This window comes from Anaerobiospirillum thomasii (genome assembly GCF_900445255.1).
GTDB classification, from domain to species: Bacteria; Pseudomonadota; Gammaproteobacteria; order Enterobacterales; family Succinivibrionaceae; genus Anaerobiospirillum_A; species Anaerobiospirillum_A thomasii.
Genome location: NZ_UAPU01000007.1, coordinates 595914 through 613772, shown reverse-complemented (window position 1 = coordinate 613772; position 17859 = coordinate 595914). Strand labels below are relative to the sequence as shown.

General features: G+C 40.9%; 13 protein-coding genes. 10 read left to right on the top strand and 3 right to left on the bottom strand.

Annotated elements, in window-relative coordinates; genetic code table 11:
• The first annotated feature begins 2 nt into the window (after positions 1–2).
• The 6 genes from DRZ93_RS09940 (at position 3) to galK (ending at position 8967) form a co-directional block, all read left to right on the top strand.
• Entirely contained in the window at positions 3–1238 is a 1236-nt protein-coding gene (locus tag DRZ93_RS09940) for a restriction endonuclease subunit S (RefSeq protein ID WP_113746493.1), read from the top strand.
• A 5-nt stretch (positions 1239–1243) separates the two neighbouring features.
• Complete coding sequence (locus tag DRZ93_RS09935) at positions 1244–4234, top strand: type I restriction endonuclease subunit R (protein WP_113746492.1); 2991 nt, start codon at positions 1244–1246, stop codon at positions 4232–4234.
• Between the two features lie 21 nt (positions 4235–4255).
• Positions 4256–5497, top strand: coding sequence for an AAA family ATPase (locus tag DRZ93_RS09930; protein WP_113746491.1), 1242 nt, complete (start codon positions 4256–4258; stop codon positions 5495–5497).
• A 239-nt stretch (positions 5498–5736) separates the two neighbouring features.
• Positions 5737–6756 (top strand): UDP-glucose 4-epimerase GalE, encoded by a 1020-nt coding sequence (galE, locus tag DRZ93_RS09925; RefSeq protein ID WP_113743793.1) that lies wholly within the window; start codon positions 5737–5739, stop codon positions 6754–6756.
• A gap of 6 nt (positions 6757–6762) precedes the next feature.
• Positions 6763–7803 (top strand): galactose-1-phosphate uridylyltransferase, encoded by a 1041-nt coding sequence (gene galT, locus DRZ93_RS09920; protein WP_113746490.1) that lies wholly within the window; start codon positions 6763–6765, stop codon positions 7801–7803.
• A 9-nt stretch (positions 7804–7812) separates the two neighbouring features.
• Positions 7813–8967 carry a galactokinase gene (galK, locus tag DRZ93_RS09915; protein ID WP_113746489.1) on the top strand — a complete coding sequence of 385 codons (1155 nt, stop codon included), beginning with the start codon at positions 7813–7815 and terminating at the stop codon, positions 8965–8967.
• A 55-nt stretch (positions 8968–9022) separates the two neighbouring features.
• Here galK and DRZ93_RS09910 read toward each other — a convergent pair whose 3' ends face one another.
• Entirely contained in the window at positions 9023–9700 is a 678-nt protein-coding gene (locus DRZ93_RS09910) for a TIGR04211 family SH3 domain-containing protein (protein WP_172458182.1), read from the bottom strand.
• Positions 9701–9970: 270 nt separating this feature from the next.
• On the opposite strand from DRZ93_RS09910, the gene DRZ93_RS09905 reads away from it, so the two are divergent.
• From DRZ93_RS09905 to glnE, 3 genes are all read left to right on the top strand, one after another.
• The gene (locus DRZ93_RS09905; RefSeq protein ID WP_113746167.1) at positions 9971–11659 is read left to right on the top strand and encodes an IS1634 family transposase; all 1689 of its coding nucleotides are present in this window, start codon (positions 9971–9973) and stop codon (positions 11657–11659) included.
• 451 nt (positions 11660–12110) lie between these two features.
• Positions 12111–13295 carry a CYTH domain-containing protein gene (locus DRZ93_RS09900; RefSeq protein ID WP_113743797.1) on the top strand — a complete coding sequence of 395 codons (1185 nt, stop codon included), beginning with the start codon at positions 12111–12113 and terminating at the stop codon, positions 13293–13295.
• Positions 13296–13297: 2 nt separating this feature from the next.
• Positions 13298–16225 (top strand): bifunctional [glutamate--ammonia ligase]-adenylyl-L-tyrosine phosphorylase/[glutamate--ammonia-ligase] adenylyltransferase, encoded by a 2928-nt coding sequence (gene glnE, locus DRZ93_RS09895; protein WP_113746488.1) that lies wholly within the window; start codon positions 13298–13300, stop codon positions 16223–16225.
• On the opposite strand, the gene DRZ93_RS09890 is transcribed toward glnE, so the two are convergent.
• Both DRZ93_RS09890 and DRZ93_RS09885 read right to left on the bottom strand, forming a co-directional pair.
• Entirely contained in the window at positions 16222–16620 is a 399-nt protein-coding gene (locus DRZ93_RS09890; protein ID WP_113743799.1) for a hypothetical protein, read from the bottom strand. The genes glnE and DRZ93_RS09890 overlap by 4 nt on opposite strands.
• Complete coding sequence (locus DRZ93_RS09885; RefSeq protein ID WP_113743800.1) at positions 16620–16994, bottom strand: hypothetical protein; 375 nt, start codon at positions 16992–16994, stop codon at positions 16620–16622. Before DRZ93_RS09885 ends, DRZ93_RS09890 begins: the two co-directional genes overlap by 1 nt.
• A 208-nt stretch (positions 16995–17202) precedes the next feature.
• On the opposite strand from DRZ93_RS09885, the gene DRZ93_RS09880 reads away from it, so the two are divergent.
• Positions 17203–17859, top strand: a complete 657-nt coding sequence (locus tag DRZ93_RS09880) for a single-stranded DNA-binding protein (RefSeq protein ID WP_113746487.1) — start codon at positions 17203–17205, stop codon at positions 17857–17859.

Sequence of the window (17859 nt, the reverse complement as noted above, 5' to 3'; positions counted from 1 at the left end):
CTATGAAGAATGTGCCAAAAATTAGATTTAAAGGTTTTACTGATGCTTGGGAACTGCGTAAGTTAGGAGATGTAGCGGATATTGTGGGCGGGGGAACTCCAAATACTAATAATAAACTATACTGGAATGGAAATATCAATTGGTACTCTCCTACTGAAATATCAGATCAGACATATTTAGAATCAAGTCAAAGAAAAATATCTGATATAGGATATAAAAATTGTTCAGCAAAAATACTTCCAAAAGGAACAGTGTTATTTACATCTAGAGCAGGAATAGGAAAAACTGCAATATTATTGAAAGAAGGGTGTACCAATCAAGGTTTTCAGTCAATTGTTCCTCACAAAAATTCTCTCGATTCTTACTTCATTTTTTCAAGAAGCTTAGAGTTAAAAAAATACGCTGAAACTGTTGGTGCTGGCTCGACATTTATAGAAGTTTCTAGAAAACAAATGCATGAAATGAAACTTATGCTACCAACTTTTTTTGAAGAACAAAAAAACATAGGAATCTTTTTTAAAAATATTGATAATCTTATTACCCTTCATCAGCGTAAGTGTGAGCAGCTAAAAACGCTTAAAAAATTTCTTCTTCAAAAAATGTTTCCAGAAAATGGAAATGAAAAACCAGAGTTACGATTTACCGGTTTTACTGACGCTTGGGAACAGCGTAAGGTCACTGATATTGGTAAAATATTCATAGGGTTAGTAACAACAATGACCGAAAATTATGCAAATAAAGGGACTCTTCTTATAAGAAACTCAGATATTCAAGATGGTCAATTTGTACTTAAAGAAAACCCAATTTATTTAAAAAATTCTTTTGCAGAGACGAACAAATCACGACGCCATAAGCTAGGCGATATAATTACAGTGCATACTGGAGATGTTGGAACATCTGCTGTAATTTCAGAAAATGAAGTAAATTCAATAGGATTTGCGACTATTGTAACAAGACCAAACAATAAACTAGTTGACTCTAATTTTATTTGTTCATTTCTAAACACACATAAGCATAAAAGTATAGCATTAAAGCTATCCACTGGTGATGGTAGAACCAACTACAACTTAAAAGATTATTCAAAACTAGAGGTTCCAATATGCTCCCTAAGAGAACAACAAAAATTGGCAAACATTATAACTACCCTTAGCAACCTAATTACCCTTCATCAGCGTAAATGTGAAGAATTAAAAAAAGTAAAACAGTACTTGCTTCAGAACATGTTTCCTCAGGAGTAGTCATTATGGCTGAATTAGAATCAGAAATAGAACAAAAACTAATCGACCAGCTCTGCAGAACTGACTCTCAGTGGACTTATCGTGACGATCTTAACAATGAAGATAAGCTCTGGGAGAATTTTAAATATATTCTTGAGCAGAATAATAAGGATATTTTAGGAGATACTTGTTTATCTGAGCAGGAGTTTGCCAAGATAAAAAACGATGTTTCTCATTCTTCATTCTATGATGCTGCTGAATGGCTTATAGGAGAAAACGGCAGAGTTCAGGTTCATGTACAAAGAGGCAATGAAACATTGCATCTACTAGTGCTAAACAATGAACATATTGCAGGTGGTACCACAACCTATGAGGTTATAAATCAGTATCAGGCCTTTAAAAATGAAGATGGTGGGGACCACTCAAGATCTCGCAGATTTGACGTAACGCTTTTAATCAATGGTCTGCCTTTAATCCATATCGAATTAAAAAGCAGGTCTCATGCCTATCATGAAGGCTTTAGACAGATTAAAAAGTATATTAGAGAGGGTAAATTTACAGGCCTATTTTCAAATGTGCAGATGTTTGTTGTAAGCAATGTTGTGGATACAAAATACTTTTCTGCAGCTGATGAGTCAGAGCTTAAAATAGATTTTTTAAGTGGCTGGGTGGATGAGGATAACAAACCTGTAGGCAATTATCTTGATTTTGCCAAATCTGTATTAAAAATACCTGAGGCCCATGAAATAGTAACTAAATATAAAGTGCTTGATTATGAGGCTAAGAGACTTCTTCTTTTAAGACCATATCAGATCCATGCCATTCAGGCTATGAGAAGAGCCTCTAAGTTAGGTCAGTCAGGTTATATATGGCATACAACAGGCTCAGGCAAGACCTTAACCTCATACAAGGCTACAAGAAATCTTTTGATGGATATCCCATCAATTGATAAGACCATATTTTTAATTGACAGAAAAGATCTTGATCAGCAGACATCAACAGCATTTAAATCATATGCTGAAAATGACACTATTGATGTTGAGGATACAAATCATACACAGAGCCTTATCAAAAAGCTGTCAGATAACAACAGACGCATGATTGTTACAACTGTGCAGAAACTGACAATCATGATTAATAAAAAGCTTGAGGAGGGCAGCTCTAAGTACAATAAGATTAAAAATCTGCGTCTTGCTTTTGTTGTCGATGAGTGTCATAGAGCCGTATCCCCACAGATGCAGAGAGTTATTAAAAAGTTCTTTCATAACTCTTTATGGTTTGGTTTTACCGGTACACCAATATTTCAGGAAAACTCATATGCCATAAAAGGCGATCTGCCACAGACTACAGATGAGCTCTACGGGCCATGTCTGCATAAATACACTATCAAGGAAGCCATACACGATAAAGCTGTACTTGGCTTTATGATTGAAAATCTTGGGGTTAATCCAAAATCCAATACTGATTTTGAAATTGAGGGAAGCTTGGAGCACATGCGTACTGTGCTTGATGTCATTCTCAATAAATCACAGCATAAGCTTGGATTGAATCTTGGCCGTGGCAATACCTTTGAGGGCCTGCTTACTGTAAGCTCAATCAGGATTGCACAGGAATACTATAAACTTCTAAAGAAAGTTAAAAATGGAGAGGATGAGCTTAAAATTGATGAGGATATTTTAAAAGCCCTGCCTGATTTTCCTAAATTTGCTATTACTTACTCACTGTCAGAAAATGATGAGGCCTCACAGGTTAATCAAGATCTTATGCAAGAGGCTCTTGATGATTACAATGCTATGTTTGGCACAAATGACAGCATTGAAAATATTGCAGCTTATAATGAAAAGCTCAATGAAAGACTATCAAGAAAGAAGAAAAAGTATGCCAAGCGTTCAGAGCAGCTTGATCTGGTTATAGTGGTGGACAGACTGCTGACAGGCTTTGATGCTCCATGTCTGTCAACTGTTTTTCTTGATAGGCCACCTATGAAACCTCAGCATATTATTCAGGCCTTTTCCAGAACCAACAGAATTTATAATGAGTATAAGAAGTTTGGACAGATAGTAACCTGTCAGATGCCTCTTGACTTTAAGGATGCAATTGATGAGGCTCTTACCTTGTACTCATGCGGAGGAGATACTGAGTCAGTGTCTGAGTCCTGGGAGCAGGTATTAAAAAATTTTGAAAAGGCAATCAGCGCCATTAGGAAGCTTATAAAGATGCCAGAGGAGACTCTTACCTTATCTGACAAAGAAAAAAAGATATTTATAAAGCTCTTTAGAGATCTTGATTTTAACTACTCACATCTTAAGGCTTTTTCAAAATTTACACCTGAGGTGTTAAAGCCTTATGAATTTAGTGAAGATGAATATATTGAGCTTGCAGGATATTATCGCAATCTTATAGAAGAGTTAAAGGCCCCTGAGGCACCTGAGAATCCTGATGGAGATGAAGGCTCTGGTAGGGGAGATGGCACAGATGATCCTATATTGGATGATTACGAGCTTATTGCCTTTAATAAAGTTACAGTAGATTATGAGTATATTGTCAAACTCATACGTGAGTTTGTACGCTCATTATCTAATAAAGAAGGCGAGAGTGGAGGACACAGTGACAGCGACCTTGCAGAGATCAGAAAGGTTATAGGCGAGTACTCTGTAAGCAACCCTAAACTTGCAGGTATTTTATATGAGATCCTGGATAAGGCACTTGTTGATCTATCAGCCTTTGATGACGAGGACGTCTCTGTATCAATCCATAAAATGCGCAATATAGCTATTGATAAAGAAGTTGAGAAGTTTGCAAGAAAATGGGGTATGGATCTTGATGCGGTCAGATATGAGGTTATGCACTTTAGAAATGGCGAGATAGCCAATGAGAATAAACTAAAAGAGGCGGCAGACTATGATGCTTACTGTGCACATACTGACAGTCCATTACCTAAATTTAAATTCAGAAAAGCTCTGGTTGATGAGTTTAAGAATGTGCTTATGCCGGAGGTTGCTGAGTTTATAGACTAAAGAGCATATACCAGGATAAAAATGCACGTGTGTAAAAAAAGACTGCCAGCTGATATCTGCTCCTTTGAGCATATGATCTATGACAATTATATCTATGTGGATAAAACAGATCTAATAGGTTCATTGGTGCAGCACAAAGGGCCATTCTTATTTATACGCCCCAAAGGTTTTGGCAAGACTACCTTGCTAAGCACCATGCAATGTCTTTTTGTAAAAGGCCATGAGCACTTCTCTGCCCTTAACATTTCACATAACTTTCAAGTACATAAAAGCTATGCAGTATTGTTAATAGATTTTGCAGCATTTAAAGGCTCAGGATCTGACATTAAAGGTCAAAGAGCCTTTTATATAGAGCTGATTAAGGACTTTTTTAAAGAGCAGGGCGTTGATCTTTGTGATAGCTATATGTCACTGGCCTCTGTGCTTGATGCAGGGCTTAGCCGTATAAAAAAACAGGTGGTTTTACTTATAGACAATTATGACGCGCCATTGTCACAGGCCCTTTGCAATAAAGATCTGTTTGCAGGTCATGCGGCAAGTCTTGGCAATTTCTATGCAGTTATAAAAAGCTACAGTGACAAATTTAAATTTATCTTTATTACAGGATCTTTGCGTTTTACTGACAGCACAGTCTTTGCCTCTTTTAACAATATGCACGATATAAGCTTTAAAAGTGAGTATGCAGCCCTGACAGGCTTTACACAGCAGGATCTTGATCTTTATTTTAAAGATTACATACAAAGCATACTGACAAATAAGTACGCTTTGGGCAATGACAATGCAATCCATTGCACATATTCAAAACTAGTTGAGAGTATGCGCGCGCATTATGGTGGCTACTGCTTTGATCTTAACTGTAAAAACGAGCTGTACAATCCGGCACTGCTTATTGATTTTCTCCAAAGGATACAGCAGGGCCTGTTAAGTTACAATACAGATATTAAAGCTATCACTCCTTCATATTTATCTGAGTTTGTAACTGAGCATAATGATGACAGTGCTGCAGATAGTATGGTAGCAGATGGTATTGCCTCAGTCTTTAATAAGCACTCTTTTATAAAGAGCATAGATTCACTAAAACTTGATGTAAAAGGCTGTGATAATGTGGCAGAGCAGCTGGTCTCTCTTATTTTTTACTCAGGCCTTGTGTCTATTAAGAGTGCGCAGTTAAATGCCCTTGAGCTTGTCATCCCAAATCTTGTATCAAAAAGGGCTTACAGTGCCTTACACTCTTTGCCTGCCACAGGCTGTTATGATACATAGCGACACAGCCTGCTTTTATAAAATGTCTTTAAAAACAGTGTATTTGAGCTTTGACAGTATCTGAATACCACACATTTATAATTGATCCTTTAAACAAATAAAAATTTATTTCCATACAGATCAGTAAAATGTAAAAAAGTTTTAAAGTGTGAGTTTGTGCACATTGAAAAAAGTGATAATAAGATTATAATGTAAACGTTTACATTATGTATTTTATCCTATCTTCGAGGGTTTGTTCTATGGCCACTATTTTAGTCACTGGCGGTGCAGGTTATATAGGCAGTCATACAGTAATCGAGCTTGTCAATGCCGGTTATGATCCTATTATTTTTGATAACTTCTGTAATTCAAAGCCTGCAGCACTTGCCCGCATTAATAAAATCTGCGGACGCAATATTCCATTTGTCTGCGGCGATATCAGAGTTGCAGATCAGCTGCGCCAGGTTTTTGAGACATATAAAATAGATGGTGTCATTCATTTTGCAGGTTTAAAGGCAGTAGGCGAATCAGTTAAAAAGCCTCTTGAGTACTATGACAACAATGTCAACGGCTCACGTGTACTGCTGTCAGTCATGAAAGAATATGGCTGCAAAAACTTTATTTTCTCATCATCAGCTACAGTTTACGGCGAGCCTGATGTTGTGCCAATTACAGAGCAGTCTCCTGTCAAGAGAGCCAACTGCCCATATGGTCAGACCAAGGTAGATGTTGAGTACATGGCTCAGGAGTTATTTGTATCAGATGAGAGTCTGTCAATTGTACTGCTGCGCTACTTCAATCCTGTAGGTGCCCACAAGTCAGGACTTATAGGTGAGGATCCTAAGGGTATTCCTAATAACCTGATGCCATATCTGACTCAGGTTGCAGTAGGCAAACTGCCGATTTTAAATATTTTTGGCAATGACTATCCAACTAAGGACGGCACCTGCATCCGCGATTACATTCACGTAGTTGATCTGGCCAAAGGCCACGTTGCAGCTTTAAATACCTGCCTTGATAAAGCAGGCGTACATATCTACAACTTAGGCACAGGTATTGGCTATAGCGTACTTGATATGGTAAATGCCTTCTCCAAGGCCATAGGCCGCGAGCTGCCACACAAGTTTGCCCCACGCCGTGAGGGTGACGTGGTACAGTGCTATGCCGATCCTAAGAAGGCTTTTGAGGAGTTAGGCTGGAAGGCTGAGCTCACCCTTGATGACATGACTGCAGATTCATACAACTGGCAGAAGAATAACCCTAATGGTTACGAGGATTAAGATACTATGAGCAAGTTTGACGTTTTAGATCACCCACACCGCAGATACAATGCCCTGACAGGCGAGTGGATTTTAGTCTCCCCACACAGAGCTAAAAGACCATGGCAGGGTCAGACTGAAAAGGCAGCCGTTGAGGAGAAGCCAAGCTATGATCCAAAGTGCTATCTGTGTCCTACCAATACCCGTGTCAATGGTGATGTAAACCCTGACTATGAGAGCAATTTCGTCTTTACCAACGACTTTGCCGCATTGACCCCAGATACTCCATTAGATGGTCCTGAGGGCAATGATCTGTTTAAACTTGAGCCAGCCCGCGGTACAGCCAAGGTTATCTGCTTTAGTGCCGATCACTCAAAGACTCTGCCTGTTATGGAGCAGGGCGAGATCAGATCAGTTGTAGATCTGTGGGCCTCAGAGCTTGAGGAGCTGTCAAAGACCTATAAATATGTACAGCTCTTTGAGAACAAAGGTGCTATTATGGGCTGCTCCAATCCTCATCCACATGGACAGATTTGGGCCTGCTCCTTCCTGCCTGAGGAAATTTCAAAAGAGCTCAAGGCCCAAAAAGAATACTATGCAAGACACAACAGCCCACTGCTTTTAGACTATGTACAGCAGGAGCTTGAAAAGGGCGAGCGTATAGTCTGTGAGACTGAATACTTTGTGGCTTTGGTTCCATACTGGGCTTTCTGGCCATTTGAGACCATGATACTGCCTAAGTTCAGGGTCAATGCTATATCGCAGTTAAATGACGCACAGCGCGATGATCTGGCTCTTGCCATCAAGAAGCTTACAACACGTTATGACAATCTGTTTGAGTGCTCATTCCCATACTCAATGGGCTGGCACAATGCACCTGCTGACGGTGAGGAGCATGAGGAGTGGCAGATGCATGCCCATTACTATCCACCTCTGTTGCGTTCAGCCACTGTCAAGAAGTTTGTGGCAGGATTTGAGCTTTTAGCAGAAAAGCAGCGTGACCTTACAGCAGAGCAGGCTGCCGACAGATTACGTAATGTAAGTGAAGTTCACTACAGCAAAAACTAGGAGATTGTTATGACTGATGTAAAGCACAAAGCTATAGAGGCCTTTAAAGAGCATTTTAAGAAAGATCCTACAATGCTCTCTTATGCACCAGGTCGTGTCAATCTTATAGGTGAGCATACTGACTATAATGACGGTTTTGTACTGCCTTGTGCCATTAAGTTTGGTACAGCCATTGCCGCTGCTAAAAGAGATGATAACAAGATCAATGCTCTGGCCCTTGATATAAACGGCGACTGTGATGAGTTTGAAATCACAGCCAATATGGACAAGCATGAGAGCAAGACCTGGAGCAACTATCTGCGCGGTGTTGTAAAGCTCATCTGTGAAAAGGGCTATAAATTTGGCGGTCTTGATATTGTTATCTGCGGTGATGTGCCATTAGGTGCAGGTCTGTCATCATCAGCCTCTCTTGAGGTATGTTTTGGCAATCTGCTGTCAAAAGCCTACGGCCTTAATATTGCCTTGCAGGATATTGCCCTTATAGGTCAGGCTGCCGAGGCCTTTATCGGCTGCAAGTGTGGCATTATGGATCAGACCATATCAGCCTGCGGTCATAAAAACTGCGCTTTAAAGATTGACTGCCGCTCCTTAAAGCTTGAGCAGGTACCGGTACCGGAGTCACTTGAGGTCTTGATTGTAAACTCAAATGTAAAACATGCTCTTGTTGGCGGTGAGTACAATGAAAGACGCGAGCAGTGTGAAAAGGCTGCACAGGTTTTAGGCGTCAAAGCTCTGCGTGATGCCACCATGGAAATGCTTGAGGCTAAAAAGGCTGAGCTTGATGATGTAACCTTCAGAAGAGCACGTCACGTCATTACCGAGGATGACAGAGTGATTGAGGCTGTAGATGCCTTCTCAAAAGGCGATTTGAAGCGTCTTGCCAAGCTTATGTATGCCTCACACGTGTCAATGCGTGATGACTTTGAGATTACCATCAAGGAGATCGATGCCTTAGTTGAGATTATACGTGAGGCTATTGGTGAGGATGCTGCTGTAAGAATGACAGGCGGCGGCTTTGGCGGCAGCGTTGTTGCTGTAGTTGAGCCATCAAAGGTTGAGGCAGTAACTAAGGCCATTGATGAGAAGTATGAGAAGATTGCAGGCCGCAAGGCTACAATTTTTGCAACTCATGCTACAGACGGTGCAAGTTTTCAACTTCTATAATATTTAAGCAAAAGGCCTCATATGAGGCCTTTTTTAAAACTGTATAAAACGGATTTTAGAATCTGTCACGTCTTTTGGCGCGGGTAGGTCTTGGAATAAAGATAAAGAGCGCACCTGCTATAGCACCGCACAGAGCAATTAAGGCACCTTGAGTCCACCAGCGCATCTGCATATCAAGCTCTTTGGTCTGCAGCCTGTCTGCATACTCACGTCTGGTTTCATCTAATGAGGCAATGGTCTCATCTTTCTGGGCAATGGCCTCTTTCATGCCGGCATTTTCAGCAGTCAGCTTTTCAAGCTTCTTGGTGGCATTTTTAAGTTCACGGCTTAATTCATTATCATAGTTTTCAAGCTTGTAGCGTAAATCCTCAAGCTCTTTTTTATACATGGCATCCTTGGTATAGCCAGATGGCTGTGACTGAAGATTTTCCACGCTCATCCAGAAGGTATCGCCGTTGAAGGTCAGCTCGGCATATTTTTTATCAGCGCTGTAGCGTACAAAGCTCATGGCATCACCAGGAATTCTGGCACCTGTTACTCTGTGATTGGTGCTAGGGCCTGATCTGGTCCAGACTTTGACGGCGTCAGTTACATAGATACTGTCACCTTCTTTAAACTCCTGTACATCAAGAGCTGTATTATCCTCTGTCTGCTCTTGTGACCAGGCATTAGAGCCTACAGTCAGGGACAGCACTGATGCACAGATAAGGCTAAATGCACAAAACCGCTTCACTTCAAACCTCAGAATCTATTGTAATAAAAAGTAAGTTAATATCTTAAAGTACACAACATCTTAACAGATTTATACAGCTTTATAAAATTAAAAATAAAGTTGTACGGCTTTGCCTTATAACCTAAATCCCCAAATTAATTATAGGGTAACATAATGGGGTAGCGTTATAATACCATAAAACTAGCATAAACAAGCGATTTTGAGACTTATATGCTAGTTTTTTTATGCACTTTATGATACCCTATAAATATATTTAATGGAGTATCATATATGCTGTACACTGATGTTTCTATATCTTTACCTAATGACTCTAGATATGAGCTTCATAGGCAAAAAAAAGGCCAGACCTATGTAAAGTATCGCATTAAGAGCTATCGCGTTGATGGTAAGCTTAAGCATGATAGACTTTTAATTGGCAAGATAAGCAATGAAGATATTGAGGGAATTAAAACTTTTCATCCAAATGAGAACTACTACTCTTTTTTTAAAATCCCACTTCCTAAAGTCTCAACTGTAAAAGGTCCTGGACGGCCTTGTAAAGATATATCTACAGCGCCGGCACGTAAAGCAAACATTACGTCTTTTGGATATACCTTGGCCTGCCATTCTATTGCAAAAGAGTATTCTCTTGATGTGATGCTTAGGAACGCATTTGGAGAGTCCATGGCTAACAAGATCCTTGCTGTAGCATCCTTCTTTGCAGCTAGTGCTCCTGGTGGGCTTTCAAACATTGATCACTTTACAGATAAACACATGTGCTTTACTGACAGCGTGATATCCTCTCAGGCTTTAAGTCAGCTTTATCGTAGTATTAGCCTTGTTGAGTGCAATGATTTCTTTCAAGACTGGATCAAGTACTGTTGTGCCGATGACTGCATTTGCTATGACGTCACATCGATATCAAACTACTCCACTTCATTACCTATGGTTGCATGGGGATATAATCGCGATAAAGAAAGACTTCCTCAAGTAAATGTAGGTATGTTTTGCACCATTCAACGCAAGTTGCCTGTTTATTTCAGTTGTTACAATGGCTCAATTAATGATTTTACAAATCTGCCATATGTTTTAGAGCAGGCCAAAGCTAATGGTCTTAAGTTAGATGTACCTATAACATTGGTAATTGATGGAGGTTTTGCTGTTGGGGACGCTCTTGATAATGCAAGAGCTCATGGCTGTGACTTTATTGTTGGTGCTCCTCTTGACTTCTGCAAGGACATTAGAGAACAGGTTTTGAACTGGAGACGAAATCCATTATCAGAAAATACAATCCTTATTCAGCGCAGTGATGAGACTATACGCTGCTCTGTTAAGGACTACAATATTGGCCGCATAAATACAAGACTTATGATGTATAAGTCTCCACTTTCAACCTCAAGAGATGAAGCATCTTTGAGCTCGTATGTATCTAAAATTAGTGAAGAGTTAAGATCTGCAACTCGCCTTGGTCCAAATAGGTACAAGCAATACTCTCAGCTCTTTCATATTAATGTAAATGAAAAGAACGAGATTTTAAGTTTTGAGATCAAGGAAAAGCACTACTCTGAGATCCTGGAACTTTGTGGATGTTTTGCTTTGTTCTGTACACGCAATGATTTATCGCCACAAGAGGTGCTTGATATCTATAGAGCTAAAGATTGCGTTGAGAAAGCTTTCAGTGTCTTCAAGAACGATATTCTCTATGAAAGACTCGAGGTTAAGAGTCAAGAAAGCATATACGGCAAGTTGTTTATAGCCTTCATTGCGCTTATTATTCGACGCATGCTTGATAACAAGCTAAGACCTTATCTAAAGATCTCTCGTATTGGTTTAGATAGTGCTATTGCTCGGTTATCTGACATTACCTGTAGAAAATATGGGGAAAGCTGGGTTCTAACAAGCTCCCTTTCAAAGCAACAGAAAGAGCTAGTAGAGACTCTTAACATCCCTATAAGTTTCTTAGATATAAAGAAGGGGTAGTGCCGACCCTCAGTTTTTGGCTTGACACTACTTTAAGTGATACCCTATATTAAATTACGGGATCTAGGTTATAAAGGACAGATGCTGTATGCAAAAATTTAACTCAGATATAAAAATTGGCTCTACATACTTTACAGTTATAAAAGATAAAAAGGGACGCAGACTGATTTTATATACAAAGGTTGGCTGATAATGTCATAAAGGCAGTATCAAAGGAGCTGCAGATTGTGCCTAAGATCCAATATAAAACCTATAAAAGTGGTTTTAATCATATAGTTGCATTAGAATAGAAAGTAATACAAAGCAAATTTGTGTAGGTAATTGTATATATTATTTTATGCACACCTAGCCTATATCATGTCAGTTCTGCAAGGCATTTTTGCAGGTATAAGACAACTGTCATAATATGCAGTTTTGTTCAATAATTTATAAATTTTAAGATGGTTTATATATGAGTAATAATCAGGAAATAGAACTTAAATTTGCCCTTGCAGATAATGTCAGTATTGAGTATCTGCACGATGTGCTCGCCAAGATAGGCAAGGTGGGCGAGATCAAAACTGATAATCTTGCCAATACCTATTTTGACAATGAAGATGGTGATTTTACAGCCAACAAGGCAGGACTGCGCATAAGACAGGCTAATGCCTATACTGAAATGACCCTTAAGGTCAGCAAGAAGCAGGGCAGTTCACTGCATCAGAGAGCTGAATACAATGTGCCTTTGATGGAGGTTTATAAAAAGCCGCCGCTTGAGCGTTTCCCTCTGCCTGTACAACTGTTTTTACAGGAAAATGATCTGCTCTCAAAAGAGATTGGTGAGATTGCCTATATTAAATTTGAGCGCTCCTATTTCCTCTTTGAAAATGAAACAGGCATTTATGAATTTGCCAAGGACGAGGGCGACATAGTACTGCAGGATGGCGTGCTGCCTATTCATGAGCTTGAGATTGAAATAAAGAGCTTTAGCGGTGATGAAAAGAATCTGTATATGACATTGCAGAGCATTGTCAAAACCCTAAGTGACAACAATATTCCAATTACTACCGATCCATACTCCAAGCTCTCAAAGAGTCTGCACTTTAAAGACTATCTGTTCTGCCGCGGTATGCTTACAAAGGCTCAGAGTCTGCAGGGCAGCGAGCGTATCTGCAACAGAATACTTGCACAGGAGAATATGCGTCTTATAAAGGACAGAGCCCGCAATGTCATACGTCATCTTCTAGACAAAAAGTGCTCAACTGAAAAGACCTATATACGTGCCTGCTATGATATGGAAAACATGCTGGGTCTGTATCGCATTACCCATAACTTCTATTATCTGACACTGGCCAAGCTCTCTGTTGACAGAATGTGTGCCATGCAAAATGCTTTTTTAGAGTGCTGCACACAAAAATCAGCCAATCTGTCAAATGGCAAATTCCTGATGCATGAGCTTGCCCTGGCACAAAGTGCTTTTGTGGATCTGCAAAAGCGCCTTGATAATATCATCTGCACTAAAAACGAGTACAGTCTTACCTTAGATGCCGACGATGACGCCTTTGTCAAAGATGTATTTATGGCAAGTGCCTTATCTAAAATTGCCTTTGCCACTATTGCCATAAAGAGTGCTGTCTTATATTTAAATCTTGATTAAAAATGGTTATCAACACACAAAATTTTGATATAACCCCCAATCCAGGTGCGCTCAGGACCCTGCCTCCTGAGCTTTATGATGATGCCAGTGCCTATTATGAGCGATTAAAGATGCGCGCAGATGCAGATGACATGGCTGTCTTTGAGAGCGTTGATTATCTGCACTATGTACTTGGCATGTCAGATTTTATTGCCAAAACCTTAATTCAGTATCCGCATGAGTGCGCCACCATTATACGTGAAGGAGCCCTTGACTCTGAGATCTATTCACTAGATCCAAGTGATGCTGTAGACAGTGTCATTGTGTCAGGCCTTAGTGATGTTGAGCTTAAAAAACGTCTGCGTGTGCTAAGACGTACACGCATGGTGCCAATTGCCATACGCGATCTTACAGGCCGCTCTGATATTGAAGAGACCTTTGTGGCTCTGTCAAACCTGGCTGAGGTTATAGTTATAAAAACCATCAAGGTGGTAAGAGAGGCTATGACCCGCTCCTTTGGCGAGGCCTATGATGAAAAGGGGCAGGTCATGCCGCTTTTGATTTTAGGTATGGGTAAATTAGGCGGTGGCGAGCTTAACTTTTCATCTGATATTGATCTTGTGTGCTGCTATCCCTACGATGGTATGACACAGGGTGGTGCCCGCTCTATAAGCCATCAGGAATACTTTTCAAAAATAGTACAGAAGCTTTCCAATCTTTTATCAGATGTAACTGTGGATACCTTCTGCTACAGAATAGATTTAAGACTTCGTCCTTTTGGTGATGCAGGCCCTTTAGTCAGCTCCTTTGATGCTCTGTCAGTCTATTATGAGACACAGGGGCGAACCTGGGAGCGCTATGCTCTGGTTAAAGCCAAGCTTCTGGGAGATTTCAGACAGTGGGGCAGCTATGGCGATGAGCTTATTGAGCTTTTGCGGCCTTTTGTCTACAGACGCTATCTTGATTATGGTGCTATTGAGTCTTTAAGAAAGCTCAAACATATGATTGAAGCTGAGGTCAGACGCAGACAGCTTAATGACAATTTCAAGCTAGGAGCCGGCGGCATACGCGAGATTGAGTTTATTGCCCAGGTCTTTGAGCTCATGCGCGGCGGCAGAATTCCTGAGCTTGCTGAGAGATCACTGCGCAAGACTTTAAAGTTTTTGGGTAAGTTGCAGCTTCTGCCTGAGGATGTCTGCGCCATGCTCGATGATTATTATATTTATCTGCGCCGTTTAGAGAATATTATACAGGAGATAGGCGATCAGCAGACACAGACACTGCCTGTAAAAGACAAAGACAGAATGCGTGTCACCATAGCCATGAATAAAAACTCATGGGATGAGCTTGTAACTGAGCTTAACATGATTATGGAAAGGGTGCATGATGAATTTGTGCGCGTGATCCGCGATGATGAGAGCGATAATAAAGAAGAGGCTTCACAGAATCTTGAGCTGTGGGAGAGCAATCTTAGTGTTGATGAGATGGAGCAGACACTGCTGCCGCTGCTTAAAAACCAAGATGGCGCTAAAGATATGGCTACAGCTATTGTGTCGCTAAAGCATACCCTCTCACGTCTGCCTGTAGGTCCTGTAGGGCGCAAGACTTTAGTGTCTCTTATGCCCAAGGTTATAAGACTTGTAGCTCATGAGGATAATGCCGGGCGCCTTTTTGCCAAGGTTGCAACCTTGATTGAAAGGGTGGCGCTGCGCACCACCTATCTGCAGCTGTTATCAGAAAATGCCGCAGCCTGCAGACGCCTTATCAGTCTTTTAAATGAAAATGAATTTGCAGGCACGCTGATCTCTGCTCATCCAATACTTTTAGATGAGCTTATAGCTCCGCATTATTTTAAAGCTCCGCCCAAGCCGCATGAGTTTTTAGCCTGGCTGCGTGAAAAACTGATGCGCATTGATCCTGATGATCTTGAAGAGCAGATGGAGGAGCTAAGATTATTTAAAAAGATCATGGTGTTGCGTATTGCCATGTCAGACAGGGCCGAGTCTCTGCCTTTAATGAAGATCTCAGATTCACTGACCTGGCTTGCAGAAGCCATAGTCAGAGAAATATCCATATTATCCTGGAATCAGACACAAAAGCGCTTTGGTGTGCCTCATGGCACCTCAATTGCAGATCCTGGCTTTGCCATTATAGGTTATGGCAAGTTAGGCGGTCTGGAGCTTGGCTATAAATCAGATCTTGATATAGTCTTTATCCGTGATGATAATGACGATGGTGTTACAGACGGCGAGCACAGTGTGCCAAATGCCATGTTCTATCAGCGTCTGGTGCAAAGACTGCTGCATTTATCCACCACGCGTATGTCTGGCGGTACATTGTATGAGCTTGATATGCGTCTGCGCCCTGATGGAGATTCAGGCCTTTTGGTTACTGATATTTCAGGTTTTGGTGATTATCAGAAAAACCGTGCCTGGACCTGGGAGCATCAGGCTCTGGTCAGAGCCAGGGCTATAAGTGGCTCCAAGAGTGTCATAGACAAGTTTAATAAAATACGTGATGATGTGCTGCGCATGCATCGTGACGAGGATAAACTGCGTCAGGATGTAATGGATATGCGCCGTAAAATGAGCTCGCATCTTGATAAGAGCTCTGCTACACTTTTTGATTTAAAGCACGGTGCAGGTGGTATGGTCGATATTGAGTTTATAGCTCAGTATCTGTTGCTGCGTGAGGCTCCGCATCATCCTGATATGGTGCTGTGGTCAGATAATGTACGTATTTTTGATGAGTGCGAGAGATTTAATATACTCTCATCTAAAAATGTACAGGCTCTTAAAAATGCCTATCTTGCCATACGCGGCTATTATCACAGACTGTCTTTGGCCGATCTGCCACGCATTGTGGCCATCAAAGACAGACCTGTGGAATGTGATGATGTCATTCGCATCTGGAATGAGGTTTTTTCTATGAATGAGCTGTGCTCACTTTAGAAAAACTCAGGATCATCAAAAGGTACAGTTATATATTCATACTGCAAAAGGGCTTTGGGATCTGTGCTGGCAGGTCCCTGGCCCTTTTGACATTTATAGGCACGCCCTGACAGGGCAGGGCCATAATCACGGCTTATGCCAAGCTGTGCTGTATAGACATGGGTTTCAACCACATGGGTGGCACCAAGCATGGCGGCGGCATATTTAAGATCATATCTGGCATCCGACAATGTTATGCGAGCACTGCTATCCACATTGCCAAGAAAGATACAGCCATTGATGCTATCTGGCAGAGCCTCAATTACGCTCTGACTTAAGGCTATCTGCTCATCGCTCATACAGCCTGAGACAGCTGCACAGGAGGCTACAATCAGGGCACATAGTGTTTTTTTCATTATTTACCCTCATCCTTGCTCTCATACATAACAGATTTGCTCATAGGCTCATAAACCTTAGGGCCTTTGCCCGCAGGGCATTTATAGGCTCTGCCTGAGAGGCCTACACCAAGATCGCCTCTAAAGCTCATCTGTACAGGATAGGCTATAGTCTCTACAAGGTGGGTGCCGCCAAGTCTTGCTGTCTGCAGTTTAAGATAGGTACGACCACCCTGAATATTAAAGGCCCCTGTGGTATCAACATTGTCAATAAACTCACAGCCTTCAACCTCATTTGGCAGTGCTGTAATTACATTTTGAGCCATATCAAGCTCAGCCTGTGAGGTACAGCCATAAAGTGCACTCATGGCTGCAAGTAAAAGCAGTTTTTTCATATAAATACTCCTTTTTTTTAAATCATAACAAAAAAATTATAGACCCTGGCAGTTTTAATAATTAACTCTTTTTAATATTTAAAAAAAATACTTATAAATCATATAAAAACTGTATGGATTTTAAAAAGATATATGCTTTGAGTGCTTTTAGTATGCGCTTTTTTTTAGCTGTAATTAAGATTTAAGCTCTATATTAAAGAGGTATCTTATGTTTTTTAATACAAATCAGGTCATGCTGCTTGGCCATATATCTACAGAGCATATCAAGAAATTCTATTCATCATCAAATCAGCTAAGTGTGGTTTTTGAGCTGCGTACAGCCGACACCTGGCTCTCGCGCGAGGGGGAGGTCAAAAAGCATTATGATTTTCACAATATCATTATAAGGGATATAGGCAAAAGGGATGTGGCCAGCCGCTATATGCCTCTTATTGTGCCAGGCAACAAGGTTTTGGTGCAGGGTAGATTAAGATCACATATGGGTAGTGACAATACCTGGACTAACAGAGTCTGTGAGATTGATGCAAGCTCCATAGAGCTTATAAGTACAGCTTTAAGCTCTGTAAAAAAAGAATATTATGGCAAAAAGAGTACAGATGCAGGTACTGATGTAACCACTGATTCTGGCGCAGATACGGGCAGTAAAGATACTCTGTCTCAAAGCCTTAGTGCTGCACAGCCTACAGAGTCTGCAGATATGAGCGTGGATATTATGTGTGTATCTGACAGTACAGATAATGTTCAGGATCTGCCATCTTACAGTGGGGCAGTGGACAAGAGCTTAGAGGCTATGGCTCTTTGTGTCAGGGGCACGCAGACAGAGAGCGAGGGTGCAGCGCAAGATGGTGACAGGCAGCAGATGTAA

What these genes read in the sequence shown, in the direction of transcription:
- DRZ93_RS09940 (WP_113746493.1), top strand. Translation starts at nt 3, where the DNA reads ATGAAGAATGTGCCAAAAATTAGATTTAAAGGTTTTACTGATGCTTGG.
- DRZ93_RS09935 (WP_113746492.1), top strand. Translation starts at nt 1,244, where the DNA reads ATGGCTGAATTAGAATCAGAAATAGAACAAAAACTAATCGACCAGCTC.
- DRZ93_RS09930 (WP_113746491.1), top strand. Translation starts at nt 4,256, where the DNA reads ATGCACGTGTGTAAAAAAAGACTGCCAGCTGATATCTGCTCCTTTGAG.
- galE (WP_113743793.1), top strand. Translation starts at nt 5,737, where the DNA reads ATGGCCACTATTTTAGTCACTGGCGGTGCAGGTTATATAGGCAGTCAT.
- galT (WP_113746490.1), top strand. Translation starts at nt 6,763, where the DNA reads ATGAGCAAGTTTGACGTTTTAGATCACCCACACCGCAGATACAATGCC.
- galK (WP_113746489.1), top strand. Translation starts at nt 7,813, where the DNA reads ATGACTGATGTAAAGCACAAAGCTATAGAGGCCTTTAAAGAGCATTTT.
- DRZ93_RS09905 (WP_113746167.1), top strand. Translation starts at nt 9,971, where the DNA reads ATGCTGTACACTGATGTTTCTATATCTTTACCTAATGACTCTAGATAT.
- DRZ93_RS09900 (WP_113743797.1), top strand. Translation starts at nt 12,111, where the DNA reads ATGAGTAATAATCAGGAAATAGAACTTAAATTTGCCCTTGCAGATAAT.
- glnE (WP_113746488.1), top strand. Translation starts at nt 13,298, where the DNA reads ATGGTTATCAACACACAAAATTTTGATATAACCCCCAATCCAGGTGCG.
- DRZ93_RS09890 (WP_113743799.1), bottom strand. Translation starts at nt 16,620, where the DNA reads ATGAAAAAAACACTATGTGCCCTGATTGTAGCCTCCTGTGCAGCTGTC.
- DRZ93_RS09885 (WP_113743800.1), bottom strand. Translation starts at nt 16,994, where the DNA reads ATGAAAAAACTGCTTTTACTTGCAGCCATGAGTGCACTTTATGGCTGT.
- DRZ93_RS09880 (WP_113746487.1), top strand. Translation starts at nt 17,203, where the DNA reads ATGTTTTTTAATACAAATCAGGTCATGCTGCTTGGCCATATATCTACA.